Genomic DNA, 13,774 nt, shown 5'->3' on the forward strand with positions numbered 1-13,774 from the left:
CCGGCGTGGGCGGCGTCACGCGGGGACGCCCATCTGCTCATCGGCGTGACGCGCCTGCCCGGCGCCGGCGCGCTGCGGGCGGGTGCCCAGGGCGCGGCCCGGCCCGGTGCCCAGTTCGTCCAGGAAGCGGCGGAAGGCGGCCAGGGTGTCGGCGCCGTCCTCGAAGACGGCGTTGAAACCGGCGGCCAGGAGCCGCTCGGCGTGGGAGGTGGCACCGCCGTCCACGCCGAGCTTGCCGCCGATGGCGACGGGCAGGGCGGCGGTCAGCTCGTCGTCGCGCAGCGCGCGGATGACGCGCAGCCCGTCCTGGGCGCCGTGGCCGTTGACGCTGCTGATGATCACGGCGGCCGGGCGGATCTCCCGGCAGTGGCGCACCAGCAGGTCGTCGGGGACGCACGGGCCCAGGTTGACGACGTGATAGCCGAGTTCCTCCAGCAGGAGCTGCAGGAACACCAGGTTCCAGGTGTGGGAGTCGGAGGCCACGGTGGTGACGACGACCGTGGCCCGGGCACGGTCGGGGGTGGTGCCGGACGGCTGGAACAGGTCAGTCATGCGTGTGCTCCGCGCCGTGAGGGACCCTGGTGCGTTCGATGCGGGTGACGGAGACGGTGTCCTCGCCGTCGGTGACGACCTCCACCGGGCTGGGCCGGCCGAGGAACATCAGCAGGCTGGCGGTGGGGCCGTAGGCACCGGTGTTGGGCACGGCGAGGAGGTCGCCGGGCGCCAGGCCGGCCGGGACGGTGACGTTGCGGCCCAGGACGTCGCCCGGGGTGCACAGCGGGCCGGCCAGGGTGACCTGCCGGCTGTCCTCGCCTCCCGGGACCTCGACGGAGACGGGCAGCAGGCGGCCGAGGCCGGACATGCCGCCGAACACGTTGATGCCCGCGTCCAGGACGGCGAAGGTGTGGCCGCGCCCGGTCTTGAGGTTGGTCACCGAGGTGAGGAGGTGGCCGCTGTCACCGACGAGGTAGCGGCCGGACTCCACGGCGATCCGCGGCAGGCCCTGCCGCCACCGGGGGAAGAACAGGTCCAGGGCGGCGGCGAGTTCGCCGCGCAGTTTGGGGTAGGCGGCGCGGTCGCCGGTCCGGCCGTAGGGCACGGAGAAGCCCCCGCCGATGTCCAGGACGCGCAGCTGCACCCCCAGCTCGTCCTGGATGCGGGCAGCGGTCTCCAGCGTGTGCCGGAACTCCGCCAGCAGGCTCTCCTCGTCGCGGGCGTTGCTCTGCGAGAACAGGTGCAGTCCCTCGACGGAGGTGCCGGGCACGGAGGTCAGCGCGGCGGCTGCCTCGGGGACGGTCTCGCTGTCGATGCCGAACTGGGTCGGCTTGCCGGTCATGCGCACCCCGCTGGCGGCGCTCGCGGTCACGCTGTTGATGCGCAGCAGGCAGCGGGCGGTGGTGCCGTGGTCGCGGGCGGCGCGGCCGATGTGCTCCAGGTCGGTGAGGGACTCCGCGGAGAACAGGCCCACACCGCTGCGGACGGCCAGGTCGAGTTCGCCGGCCGTCTTGCCGGGACCGGTGTAGAGGATGTCCCGGCCCTGGTAGCCGGCTTCCAGGGCGGTGGCGAGCTCGCCGGTGGAGCTGATCTCCGCCTTGCAGGCGGGACCGTCGCCGGTGCGCAGGGCACGGACCAGGTCGGGGTGGGGGTTGGCCTTGAAGGCGTAGTAGACCTCCACGCCCTCCGGCAGGAAGCCGAACAGGTCGCGGCGGGCGGCGCGCACCCGGGCCAGGTCGTAGACGTACAGCGGGGTGCCGTACTGTCCGGCGAGGTCGCGGTGGTGGGGGCTCACGGTCACGGGCGCTCTCCGTCGATCAGGGCGGCCAGTTCCCGCCGGGCGTTCTTGCCGTGCAGGGTGAGCGGGAATTCGGCCAGGACCCGGCACTGGGCGGGCATCTTCGCGGTCTCCAGGCGTTCCATCAGTTCCCGCACGACCGTGCGTTCGTCGAGGTCGCTCTCCACGAACAGGGTCAGGTCGTGGCGGTCGTCCGGGGGCAGCGCGGCGGCGGCCCGCACGCCGGGGATGTCCAGGGCGGCGGTCTCGATCTCCACGGTGCTCATGCGGAAGCCCTTGCGCTTGAACATGTCGTCGCGGCGGCCCTGGAAGTAGAGGTAGCCGTCCTCGTCGAGGTGTCCGTAGTCGCCGGTGTGCAGCCGGGTGACGGCCGGGTCGTCGGGGTCGGGGCGGAAACTGCGGGTGGTGGCCTCGGGGTTGCGCCAGTAGCCGCGCATCACGTGCGGGCCGAGGGCGACGATCTCGCCGACGGCGCCCGGCGGCAGGGGCTCGCCGTCCGGCCCGCAGATCAGCACGCGGGTGCCGGGCAGGGCCCGTCCGACGCTGTGCGGCCGTTCGTGCTCCTCCTCGGGCGGCATGACGGTGATCCGTTTGGCCTCCGTCTGCCCGTACTGGCGCACCACGCGGGCACCGGGGAACAGGGCGCGCAGGGCGTCGGCGGTGGCGGCGGGCAGGGCGGCGCCGGTGTTGGTGAACATGCGCACGGGCGGCCGCTGGTCGGGGTGGCGCCGGGCCAGGGAGACGATCATCGAGGCGTAGGAGGGGACGAGCGGCACCACGGTCGTGCCCGTCTCGTGCATGCGGCGCAGCACGGTGAAGTCCGAGTCGCCGTCGGCGAGGACGATCTCGCAGCGGGCGATGCAGGTCATCAGGACCTTGTACAGGCCGTAGTCCCAGGACATCGGGAAACGGCAGAACACGACGTCGTCGGAGCGGTAGTCCAGGGCCTGGACCAGCGCGGTGGAGGCGAAGACCACGGCGGCGTGCGGGCAGGCCACGGCCTTGGGCGCGGCGGTGCTGCCGGAGGTGTAGATGAGGGTGGCCAGGTCGTCGCCGGACACGTCCGGCGACGCGGCCGCGTCCGGGCCGGGCTCCTGTGCCGCCGCCTCGGCGAGGACGTCGGCGATGTCGTGGACGGGGGCGTCGGTGAGGGGGCGCAGGCGGTGGACGCCCTCGGTGTCGGTCAGGACGAGGGCGGGGTCGGCGTCGGCGACGACGGACCGCAGGTGGAACGGTTTCATGGCCGGGTGCACCGGCACGAAGACCGCCCCGCGCCGCACCGTGGCGTAGAAGAGGGCCGCCAGCGGCCGGCCGGTGGGCAGCTGGAGCAGGACGCGGTCGCCGCGGCCCACGCCGCGGGCCGCCAGCCACGCGGTCAGCCGTTCGGCCTGCTCGGCCAGTTGGGCGTAGGTCCAGGCGCCGGTCGCATCCCGTACGGCCGGGCGGTGCGGGGTCTGCGCCACGGCCTCGGCCAAGAGTCCGTGCACCGTCCGGCCGTCGGCCGGCGCGGGCGCGGTGTGTCGTTCGATCAGGTCCTGTGGGGTTGCCAATGCTCCGCTCTCCGTTCTCGGGCCCGGCGGGCCTGTGGGCGGGGGCGGGGGCGGACGCGGCCGGGCCCGCGCGCTGCGGCCGGCGCGGCGTGCGGCCGGCGCGGCGTGCGGCCGGTGCGGGCCGGGTGCGTGCCGCGGGCCGCGGAACCGCCCCTGGGGTGCGCACCAAGAACACCACCGGCCCCTGACGTTCGGCTCACCGGCGGCTACCGGACCGCTAGCGACGCACGTCGGCGGCCGCGCCCGGCCGCCCGGTAGCCGACGACAACCGGATCGTTAGGACGGGCTGCTGTGCTGGTCACCGACGCCGGATCCCGCAGAAAGGGCGGTTGCTCCGTATGACGACCACCGAAGACGTCCTGGCCTGCATCACCCGCCGGGTCGGAGACCAACCGATGAGCGAGAGCAGTGAGTTGACGGCCCTGGGTGTCGACTCCCTGCTGCTGCTGCGCATCATCACCGACCTGGCGGCGGACGAGACGCAGGAGATCGAGCCGCACGAGCTGGCACGGCTCGTCACCGTCGGCGACCTGACGGAGTTCGTCGGCCGGTGGAACGGCGGGCCGCACCGGTGACCGCCCTCGACCTGCGACAGGAGACGTCCGCGATGCGTCCCGACGAGCGGGGGGACGTGCTCCCCCTGACCGACTCCCAGCGCAGCCTGCTGTTCATCCAGGAGGCCGCCGCCCGCAAGGACCTGTACAACAACAGCTTCCGCATCGTCTTCGACGCAACGCTGGACGCCGACGCCGTGCGGGCCGCCCTGGAGCGGCTGGTGCTGGTGCAGCCGGCTCTGCGCACCGAGTTCCACGCCGGTCCCGACGGCCCCGGCGCCCGCATCGCGCAGGCGGTGACGCTGCCCTGGGAGGTCGTGGGGCACGACGGCGGCGCGGTGCCGTGGGAGACCTGGCTGGAGGAGCAGACCGAGGAGTTCGTGCGGCTGCCGCTGGACCTGGCCCGCGCCCCGCTGTGCAGGTTCCGGCTGCTGACGTCCGCGCCGGGCGCGCCCGCGCGGTCGGCCCTGCTGGCGACGGTGCACCACACCGTCAGCGACGGGGTGTCGGTCCGGGTCCTCGTCGACGAGATCTGCGCCGGGTACCGGCAGGCCCTGGGCCGCGCGGCCGCCGACGGCGACGAGGACCCGGCCGCGCTGGCCCGGGCGCGCGAGCACACGCTGCGCGCGGAGCTCGCGGCGCAGTGCGCGGCGGCGCAGGCGGCGGTGACCGCCGGGGACGCCGACGCGCTCGTCAAGCCGCTGGCCGGCGTGGCCCCCACCACGCTGTACCCGGTGCCCGGCCGGCCGCAGGACACCGCCCACCGGGCCGAGCGGCTGCGACTGCTGCTCGACCGGCCGGAGCGGGCACGCGTCGAGCGGGCGGCCCGGGACCTCGGCAGCACGCCGTACGAGCTGCTGCTGGCCTGCTACGCGCTGCTGCTCGGCGACTACGCCGGCACCGCGGACGTCCTGGTGGGCAGCCCGTTCGCCACCCGGCGCACGGTGGCCTCGCACCAGCTGTGCGGGTTCTTCGTCAACACGCTGCCCATGGCGCTGCCCGCCCGCGACGTGCCGTTCGACACGCACTGCCGCGAGGTGTCGACGACGGTGCGCGAGACCCGCGCCCGGCAGTCGGTGCCGTTCGACGCCCTGGTGACGCGGCTGGCCCCGGAGCGGTCGAGCAACCGCAATCCGGTCTTCCAGTGCATGTTCGCCATGCAGGACGAGCTGCGCACCCGGGTGGCGCCGATGCCGTGGATCGAGGGACGGCTCGAGATCCTGGAGAACGGCTCGGCCAAGTTCGACCTCTGGCTGGGTGCGACGGCGGTCGAGGACGGCCTGCGGATCGAGCTGGACTACGACCGGGACCTGCTGCCGGCGTCCTACGCGCAGCGGTTCCTGACCGAGTACCGCGAGCTGCTGCTGCGCGCCGTCGGGACGCCGTCGGCGGACACCGGGAGCCTGCTGGCCGGGCTGAGCGCCCGGCGCGGCACGGTCGCACGCACCCTGCGGCTGGGCGCCGACGGGCGGACCGACGCGCCGGGCGGTCTGCTCGGTCTGGTGCGCGAGGCCGGGCGGCGCCACCCCGACGCCGTCGCCGTGCGGCAGCCGGGCGGCGCCGAGGTGACCTACGCGGAGCTGCTGCGGCGCACCGAGCGGGCCGCCACCGGACTCGCCGGGCGCGGTGTGGGCCGCGGCGACACCGTGGCCGTCGTCCCGGGCGACCTGGTGGAGACGGTGGTCGCGATGCTCGCCGTGCTGTGGCGCGGGGCGGCCTATCTGCCGCTGGACACCTCGCTGCCCGCCGAACGGCTGGCCTACATGATCGAGCAGTCCGGGTGCCGCTTCACGGTCGGCGACCGGGACGCGGTGCCGGACGGGCCGCCGCGCGCCACCCCGGCGCAGCTGGAGGCCGAGGCCGGCACGGCGCGGACGCCGGACGCGGCAGACGGCACGGACCCCGTGTACATCATGTTCACCTCCGGCTCGACCGGCCGGCCCAAGGGTGTGCACATGGGGCAGGGCCCCCTGGTGAACCTGCTGCACTGGCAGCTGCGCGAGCTGCGGATGGGCCCGGGCAGCCGGTTCCTGCAGTACGCGCCCCTCGGCTTCGACGTCTCCTACCAGGAGATCTTCCCGACCCTCGCCTGCGGTGGAACGGTGGTCGGACTCGGCGCGCTGGACCGCAGGGACCTGACGGCCGTGGCCCGGCTCGCCGAGGAGGAGGAGCTGACCCACGTCTACCTGCCGGTCGCGGTGGCCGGCGCGTTCGCCGGCGCGGTCGAGGAGGCCGGGCTGACCCTGCCCACCGTGCGCCACGTCTGCGTCTCCGGGGAGCAGCTGAACCTGGACGAGCGGCTGCGGCGGCTGCTGGCGCGGGACACCGGACGCGAGCTGGTCAACCTCTACGGCCCGACCGAGACGACCGCGGTCACCTGGCACGTGGTGCGCGGCGACGACCTGCCCGCCCACGACCACGTCCCCGTGGGCCGCCCGGTGCCGGGCGTGGACGCCTACCTGCTCACCCCCGAGGGCCGCGACGTGCCGCCGGGCGCGGTGGGCGAGCTGTACCTGGGCGGGGTGTGCCCGGCGGTGGGCTACATCAACGACCCCGAGCGCACCACGGCGGCGTTCCTGCCCGCGCCGGACGCGCCGTCCGGATCCGGCGACCGCGTCTACCGCACCGGTGACCTGGCCCTGCTCGCGGAGGACGGCGCCCTGGTGTTCCTCGGCCGCCGCGACGCGCAGGTCAAGGTGCGCGGGCACCGGGTGGAGCTGGGCGAGCTGGAGTCCGCGGCGGAGCGCCTGCCCGAGGTGGGCGAGGCCGTGGCGGCGGTGACCGGCACCGGCGAACAGGCCGCCCTGTGCCTGTTCCTGCGGCCGGCCGGCGAGGCGCAGCCCCAGGAGCCGGCCGTCCGGGCCCACCTGGAGCAGGTCCTGCCCTCCTACATGCTCCCGCGCCACGTGCGGCTGATCGACGCGGTGCCGCTGACGCCGAACGGCAAGGTCGACCGCACCGCCCTGACCACCGCGCTCCAGGCGGGCCGGCTGCGGACCGCCCAGCCGGCCGGGGCGGCGTCCGGCTGGGAGCCGACCGGGACCGAGCGCATGATCCGCGACCTGTGGACGACGCTGCTCGGCAGCGCGCCGAGCGGCCCCGACGAGTCCTTCTTCGCCCTGGGTGGCAACTCCTTCGACGTGCTGAAGCTGATCACGGCGCTGCGGGAGACCACGGGCCGGCCGCCGACGGTCGGTGACTTCTTCCGCCGGCCGACCGTCCGGGCGCTCGCCGCCCACGTGGACGGGGACTCCTGAGCGATGGAGGCAAGGACGGACATGACGACGATCCTGGACGCGATCGAGGAGCGGGTCCGGCACACCCCGGACCGTACGGCGGTGATCTGCGCCGACGCCCGGCTCGGCTACCGCCGGCTGTGGGACGGCGCGCGGGCCGTGGCGCGGGCGCTGGCCGCGCGGGGCCCGGCCCGGGGCTCCGTGGTGGGGGTGCTGGGCCCGGGCAACGAGCACTTCATGACCGCCGTCCTCGGCTGCTGGCTGGCCGGGGCGTCCTGGACGCCGCTGGACCCGGCGTGGCCCGAGGAGCGGCAGCGGCACGTGCTCGCGGACACCGGCGCACCGCTGGTCCTCGCCACCGACGGGTCCGCCGCCCCGGCCCGGCTGCACGGGGCTCCGGTCCTCTCCGTGGCCGAGGCGACCGCGTCCGGCACACCGGACGACGGCCCGCTGCCCGGCCGCCCCGGCCCCGACGACCAGGCGTACGTGATCTACACCTCCGGTTCGACGGGCGCCCCGAAGGGCGTGTGCGTGGACCACGGGGCCCTGGCGGCGCATCTGGCCGGCGCGGTGGAGGCCTACGGACTCGCCGACGACGACGTGCTGCTCTCCTTCTCGGCGCCCGCCTTCGACGCCACCGTCATGGAGATGTGGGCGGGTCTGGTGGCCGGGGGCACCGTGCTGCTGCGCGGTTCCGCGCTGTGGACCGGCCCGCAGCTGTTCGCCCGGGTGCACCAGCACGGTGTCACCTACGTGGGCTGCACCACCGCCTACTTCGAGACGTTCTTCGGCGAGGAGCTGACGGCGCGTGACGTGGAGCTGCTGAGCGGACTGCGTGCGGTCTTCTTCGGCGGGGAGGCGCCCAGCGCCGCCGTGGTGCGGCGGTGGGCGGCCGGACCGCTGGGCCATGTGCCGCTGTGCAACGGCTACGGCCCCACCGAGGCGGTGATCGCCGCCACCCGCTACTGGATCCGGCAGGGCTGGGACGGCGGCGACCAGGTGCCCATCGGCACCTGCGTGCCGGGCCACGAGGCCGTGGTGCTGGACGACGGGGGCCGTGAGGTGCCCCCGGGCGCCGACGGCGAGCTGTACCTGGGCGGCAGGTGCGTGGCGCGCGGCTACCTCAACCGCCCGGACCTGACGGCCCAGCGCTTCGTACGGCTCCCGGGACGCGAGGGCGTGTGGTACCGCACGGGCGACCTGGTCTCCCGGGACGGCGAGGACCTGGTGTTCGTGGGGCGGGTCGACCGGCAGGTGAAGATCCGCGGCTTCCGGATCGAACCGGAGGAGATCGAGGTGGTGCTGCGCGGCCTGCAGCGGGTGCGCGGCGCGGTGGTCGGCGTCGGCAAGGGCCCCAGCGGCCGGGACCGGCTGGAGGCGCACGTGGTGCCGGAGGACCGCGCGGTGCCGTCCGACGTCTTCACCGCCCAGGTGCGGCAGGCGCTGCGCGAACGGCTGCCCGTCTACATGGTTCCCGAAGTGATCAGGGTCCTGGACGAGTTGCCGCTCGGCGCGACCGGCAAGGTCGACCGGGCGAAGGTGCTGGCGGGGACGGGGGGAGCATGAGCACCGCCCCCGTGGCCGCCCCGGCCGCCGGCAGTCTGGCCGGCGCCGGCTCCCTGGCCGTGGTCAGCGGCGGCACCCGGGGCATCGGACGCGCCCTGTCCGAGCGCCTGGCCCGCCGCGGCCACCGGGTGGTCGCCCTGTACGTCGCCGACGAGGAGGCCGCCCGCGCCACCGAGGCCGACCTCGGCCCCGCGGTCCGGGCCGTCCGCGCCGACGTCACCGACGCCGGTGCCGTGGCCGCCGCCGTGGCGGACGCCGTGGAGCGGCACGGCCCGCCGAGGGTCGTGGTCAACAACGCGGGCGTCAACATCGACAAGCCCTTCCTGCGGAGCACTCCCGAGGAGTGGCACACGGTGATCGGCACCAGCCTCTTCGGCGCCCTGAACCTCACCCACGCGTGCGCCCCGCACATGCTGGACGAGCCCGGCGGCAGCGTCGTCAACATCGGCGCGACGACCGGCCTGCGCCCCCGCACGGACGGGGCCGCCTACTGCGCCGCCAAGGCGGCCCTGCTGCACCTCACCAAGTGCCTGGCCCTGGAACTGGCGCCGGCGGTCCGGGTCAACTGCCTCATTCCCGGCTTCACCTGGACCGACGAGGTCGTCGCCCGGTTCCGTCTGGACGACGACGCGGCCCGCGAGGCCGTGCTGCGTCACATCCCGCAAGGACGAATCGCCTCCACCGCCGAGATCGCCGACGCCCTGGAGTTCCTCGTGGACTCCCGCAGTTCGTACATCACCGGGCAGAAGCTGATCGTCGACGGCGGCCAATTCATGTGGTAGGGAGTCATGATCGAAGAAGCCGCCCGAGCGGCACGCGAGGCCAGTGTGCAGGCGCCCCCCGTGGGTGCCCCGGCCTATCAGGAGTACTGCCTGCGCCTGGCGGACCAGCTGCGCGCCCGCTGGTCCCGGATCCGCAAGGCCAACGAGGAGGACGTCGCCGCCGCCGAACGCCGCGGCCTGCCGCCCACGCTGGTGGACCGGCTCCGCCTCGGCGACGCCCACCTGCAGGTGCTGACCCGGCTGACCGAGCAGGTGCACGAGGCGCTGCCGCACGTCACCGCCCCGGGTCCGCAGAGCCCGATCGGCACCTGGGGCAGCCGCCGGCAGGTGCGCAAGCCCCTCGGCGTCGTCCTCATGGTGTACGAGGCCCGGCCGACGGCCACCATCGAGGGCGCCCTGCTGTGCGTCGCCACCGGCAACGCCGTGCTGCTGCGCGGCGGCAAGGAGATCTCGTCGACCAACGCCGAGCTGGGCGAGGCGATCCGCGCCGCCTGCGCACAGGCCGGGCTGCCCGAGGCGCTGGCCACGGTGCTGGACGACCCGGACCGCTCCCAGCTGCGCTGGCTCCTGGCCCGGCCGGACGCCGTGGACGTCCTCGTCCCCCGGGGCGGGCCGTCGCTCGTCGACTACTGCCGCACCGCGAGCACCCTGCCGGTCATCGCCAGCGGCGGCGGGGTCAATCACCTGTTCGTCCATGCCAGCGCCGACCTGCCGCTGGCCGCGTCGATCGCCCTCAATAGCAAGATGACCGAGCCGACCGCCTGCAACGCCCTGGAACTGGTCCTGGTCGAGCGCGCGGTGGCCGACGAGTTCACGGCACACCTGCGCGAGGCGGCCCGCCGCTGGGAGGGACCGGTGACGCTGCGCACCGACCCGGCCCTGCCGGCCCCGGCCGACCCGGAGGGCGCGGCCGCCGACGGCCTGCGCGAGGAGCCGCTGGCCGAGCACGACTTCGGCCGCGAGGTGCTGGAGCCCGCGATCGGCGTCCACGTCGTCGACGACCTCGACGCCGCGGTGGCCCATGTGCGCCGCCACGGCTCCGGGCACACCGAGGGCATCGTCGCCGCCGACGAGGCGGCCGTGGCGGCCTACACCGGCTCGGTGGACGCCGCCGCGCTGATCGTCAACGGATCCCTGCGCCTGCACGACGGTCCGACCATGGGTCTGGGCCCCGAACTGTCCATCTCCACCGGCCGACTGCACGTGCGCGGCCCGGTCGCCCTCGGCTCGCTGCTGACCACCCAGTGGGTGGTCCAGGCCCGCGGCACCCTGCGCACCTGACCGCCGCGCCCCTCCCCGGCGCACCCTCTCCTCCATCCGGCCCGCGCACCGTCCCGGGCCGAGAAGGGCTCATCCCACATGTCCAGCGAACCGTCCGTGTCCACCGCACCGCCCCTGTCCACCGCGCCGGACCGCGACCGCATCGCCGCCGCCGTGCGGCGCCTGGTCGTCACCGAGTCCCGGCTGTCCGTGGACCCCGCCACGATCTCCGAGGACGAACCGCTCAACGGCCCCCTGCTGAAGGTGAACTCCCTGGGTTTCCTGGGCATGCTCATCCGCCTGGAGGACGACCTCGGACTGGCCCTGCCCGACGACCTGTTCGTGGGCCGCAGCTTCGCCACCGTACGCGACCTGATCGACCTGGTCGCCACCGCCGCGGAGGCCGCACGATGAGCGCGCCCGTCACCGAGCGCGTCACCGCGCGGCCCGCTGTCCCCGCCACTGCGGTGCCGGCGCGCTGGCGCAGCGTCCTGCCGCACCTGGACACCGCCCTGCCCGCCGACCTGCCGCCGGAGAACCCGGCGTCCGACTCCGGCATCCACATCAACCTGCCGATGGAGCTGATGCGGCAGAGCCTGCAGCCCCGGGAGTTCTGGGACATCCCGCAGGAGGTGGCCGAGGCCTACCGCTCGTTCCGGCCCACTCCGCTGTGGCGGGCCCGCGGCTTCGAGCGGGCGATCGGCGCCCGGGTCCCGGTCTGGGTCAAGTACGAGGGCGGGAACATCTCCGGCAGCCACAAGCTCAACACGGCGCTCGCCCAGGCCTATTACTACAAGCGGGCCGGGGTGACCGAGCTGGTCACCGGCACCGGCGCCGGCCAGTGGGGCACGGCGATGGCCGCGGCCTGCGCGATGTTCGGCCTGCGCTGCACGGTCTTCATGGTGGGCTCCAGCCTGGCCAAGAAGCCCTACCGGGGTGTGCTGATGCGGATGCTCGGCGCGCAGGTGCATGCCAGCCCCAGCGATCTGACCTCGGTGGCCGCCGCCGACGACGGCAGCCAGGGCAACAGCCTCTCGCTCGCCATCGGCGAGGCCGTCGAGTACGCCCAGACGCACGAGGGCGCCGCGTTCTGCATCGGCAGCGGCGAGACGTACAGCATTCTGCACCAGTCGGTCATCGGCCTGGAGAGCGAGGAGCAGCTCGCCGCCGCGGACACCTCGGTGGACGCCGTGGTGGGCGCGGTCGGCGCCGGCTCGAACTTCGGCGGTATCGCCCTGCCGTTCCTCGCCTCCGCCCGGGCGGCGGGCGCCCGGCCACCGCGCCTGGTGGCGGCCGAGTCCGCCGCCTCGCCCAAGCTGAGCAGGGGCGTGTACGCGTACGACAAGACCGACGCGACGGGCACCGGACCCCGCGAGGCGATGTACACCATCGGCAGCGACTACCGCATCCCCGACTCCCACTCGGGCGGACTGCGCTACCACGGCGCCGCCAAGCTCGTCTCGGCGCTGCGGCACCGCGGTGACGTGGAGGCGGTGGCCGTCGGGCAGGTGGAGGCCCTGGAGGCGGGTCGCCGGTTCACGCTGTCGGAGGCGGTGCTGCCCGCCCCCGAGTCGGGACACGCGCTCGCCGTGGCGGCCCGGCTCGCCAGTGGGGACGAGGCACGCGACCTCCCCCGGGGTGTGCTGGTCTGCCTGAGCGGCCACGGCTACCTCGACCTCGGCGCCTACCAGCAGCTGCTGGCCGGTGAGCTGGCGGACAGCGCGCCCGACCCCGCGGGACTGCGGGAGGCGGTGCGCGGTCTGACCCGCATCGGCGACGCGCCGGGCGCGGACGGGGCGGCGGGAGGCACGGCATGACCACCCTCACCTCCCAGGACGCCGCGCACGCGGGCGGGCCGCGCGCGCTGGAGGCGCCGCGGGTGCGGGCCGCACTGCTCGACTGCCTCCAGGCCAACCTCGCCGTGCTCGCCGACCGCCACCACGGGCCCGACACCCATCTGCGCCTGGGCGCCGTCCTGCGCTTCGCCCCGGCACCGCACGGGCCGGGCGGCCTGCCCACGGTCGAGCCCACCGTCGAGGACCAGCTCGCCGCGGCCGGTGAACTGCTCGGCCTGGCCGTGCGCGAACGCGCGACGGGCCGGCCCGGCGCGGCACCGGACGGGCCGGCGGAGCCGTCGTACGTCGTCGCGGACGCCTTCCACCTGCCGTGGGTGCCCTACCACGGGCACAAGCACGTCGAGCACAGCTTCCTGCTCGAGCCGGGCGCCGACGGCGTGACGGTGACCGACGCCTACCACAACGACACCACGTGGGGCCCGGCCCGTCCGCTGCACCTGTCCTACCGGCGCGACCAACTGGACGCCCTGCTCGCGGCGTTGCCGGAGGACACCGTCACCGTGCGGCTGGCCGCGCGCCCGCCGGGGCCCGCCCCGGCGCCGGTGCACACGCCCGCCGACGAGGCGGTGGTCGACGCCTATCTGCGGGCCTACGCCGACCACGAGGACCGCGTCCTCGCCCTGGAGCGGTTCACGCTGGAGACCTGGCTGCTGGCCCGCGCCCGGCACCTGCACGCCGCGTACGCCGCCCACCTGGCCGGCGGTGCGCAGGACGAGGCGGTGCGCGCGCACCTGGCCCGGTGGGACGGCGTGGTCGAGCACACCTACCTCGCCTACCGCCGGGTGGCGCGCGGCCGGGCGGAACCGGCCGGACTGTTCGAGCGGGCCGGCGAGGCGCTGCGCGGGGACGCCGCCGTGTTCGGCGGGCAGCGGCCGCAGGCCCTGGAGGACGAGGTGCGCGCCGTCGTCGCGGAGGTGCTGCACGTCTCCGCGGACACCCTGGTCGTCGGGACCGGCGACTTCGACGGGGACCTCAGCCGGCTGGCGGAGTTCGGTTCGATGCGCATGGTCGAGGTCGTGGAACGGCTGGAACAGCGCTTCGCCGTCGAGTTCGCCCCAGAGGACCTGGTGCCGGAGAACCTGCACCGCGTGGACGATCTGTGCGCCCTGATCCGCCGGTCGCCCTCCGCCCACTGACCGTCTGCCCTCCTTCCTTCCCTCCTTTTCTCCCTCCTTCCT

11 protein-coding genes are annotated in these 13,774 nt (G+C 75.0%); 8 read left to right on the plus strand and 3 right to left on the minus strand.

Annotation, left to right across the window (positions count from 1 at the left end; translation table 11 throughout):
- Positions 1-15 precede the first annotated feature (15 nt).
- Genes ACF07S_RS28385 through ACF07S_RS28395 form a run of 3 tightly spaced genes read right to left on the minus strand, consistent with a single transcriptional unit; the run spans position 16 to position 3,342 of the window.
- Complete coding sequence (locus ACF07S_RS28385) at positions 16-552, minus strand: cobalamin B12-binding domain-containing protein (RefSeq protein ID WP_391966406.1); 537 nt, start codon at positions 550-552, stop codon at positions 16-18.
- Positions 545-1,795, minus strand: coding sequence for a type III PLP-dependent enzyme (locus tag ACF07S_RS28390; protein WP_391975489.1), 1,251 nt, complete (start codon positions 1,793-1,795; stop codon positions 545-547). Before ACF07S_RS28390 ends, ACF07S_RS28385 begins: the two co-directional genes overlap by 8 nt.
- Positions 1,792-3,342, minus strand: coding sequence for an AMP-binding protein (locus tag ACF07S_RS28395; protein WP_391975490.1), 1,551 nt, complete (start codon positions 3,340-3,342; stop codon positions 1,792-1,794). The genes ACF07S_RS28390 and ACF07S_RS28395 overlap by 4 nt, the downstream gene beginning before the upstream one ends.
- 338 nt (positions 3,343-3,680) lie before the next feature.
- Between ACF07S_RS28395 and ACF07S_RS28400 the strand changes: the two genes are divergently transcribed.
- From ACF07S_RS28400 to ACF07S_RS28435, 8 genes are all read left to right on the plus strand, one after another.
- Positions 3,681-3,917 (plus strand): phosphopantetheine-binding protein, encoded by a 237-nt coding sequence (locus tag ACF07S_RS28400; protein WP_391966409.1) that lies wholly within the window; start codon positions 3,681-3,683, stop codon positions 3,915-3,917.
- The gene (locus ACF07S_RS28405; RefSeq protein ID WP_391966410.1) at positions 3,893-7,153 is read left to right on the plus strand and encodes an amino acid adenylation domain-containing protein; all 3,261 of its coding nucleotides are present in this window, start codon (positions 3,893-3,895) and stop codon (positions 7,151-7,153) included. The genes ACF07S_RS28400 and ACF07S_RS28405 overlap by 25 nt, the downstream gene beginning before the upstream one ends.
- A gap of 21 nt (positions 7,154-7,174) precedes the next feature.
- A complete protein-coding gene (locus ACF07S_RS28410) occupies positions 7,175-8,698 on the plus strand; it encodes an amino acid adenylation domain-containing protein (RefSeq protein ID WP_391975491.1) in 1,524 nt (507 codons plus the stop codon).
- Entirely contained in the window at positions 8,695-9,480 is a 786-nt protein-coding gene (locus tag ACF07S_RS28415; protein WP_391975492.1) for an SDR family NAD(P)-dependent oxidoreductase, read from the plus strand. Before ACF07S_RS28410 ends, ACF07S_RS28415 begins: the two co-directional genes overlap by 4 nt.
- A gap of 6 nt (positions 9,481-9,486) precedes the next feature.
- Positions 9,487-10,761, plus strand: coding sequence for a glutamate-5-semialdehyde dehydrogenase (locus ACF07S_RS28420; RefSeq protein ID WP_391975493.1), 1,275 nt, complete (start codon positions 9,487-9,489; stop codon positions 10,759-10,761).
- A gap of 78 nt (positions 10,762-10,839) precedes the next feature.
- A complete protein-coding gene (locus ACF07S_RS28425) occupies positions 10,840-11,154 on the plus strand; it encodes an acyl carrier protein (RefSeq protein ID WP_391966414.1) in 315 nt (104 codons plus the stop codon).
- Positions 11,151-12,557, plus strand: a complete 1,407-nt coding sequence (locus ACF07S_RS28430) for a TrpB-like pyridoxal phosphate-dependent enzyme (protein ID WP_391966415.1) — start codon at positions 11,151-11,153, stop codon at positions 12,555-12,557. The genes ACF07S_RS28425 and ACF07S_RS28430 overlap by 4 nt, the downstream gene beginning before the upstream one ends.
- A complete protein-coding gene (locus tag ACF07S_RS28435; protein WP_391966416.1) occupies positions 12,554-13,732 on the plus strand; it encodes an acyl carrier protein in 1,179 nt (392 codons plus the stop codon). Before ACF07S_RS28430 ends, ACF07S_RS28435 begins: the two co-directional genes overlap by 4 nt.
- The last annotated feature ends 42 nt before the right edge of the window (positions 13,733-13,774 follow it).

Source organism: Streptomyces sp. NPDC016640, assembly GCF_043076215.1.
GTDB lineage: Bacteria > Actinomycetota > Actinomycetes > Streptomycetales > Streptomycetaceae > Streptomyces.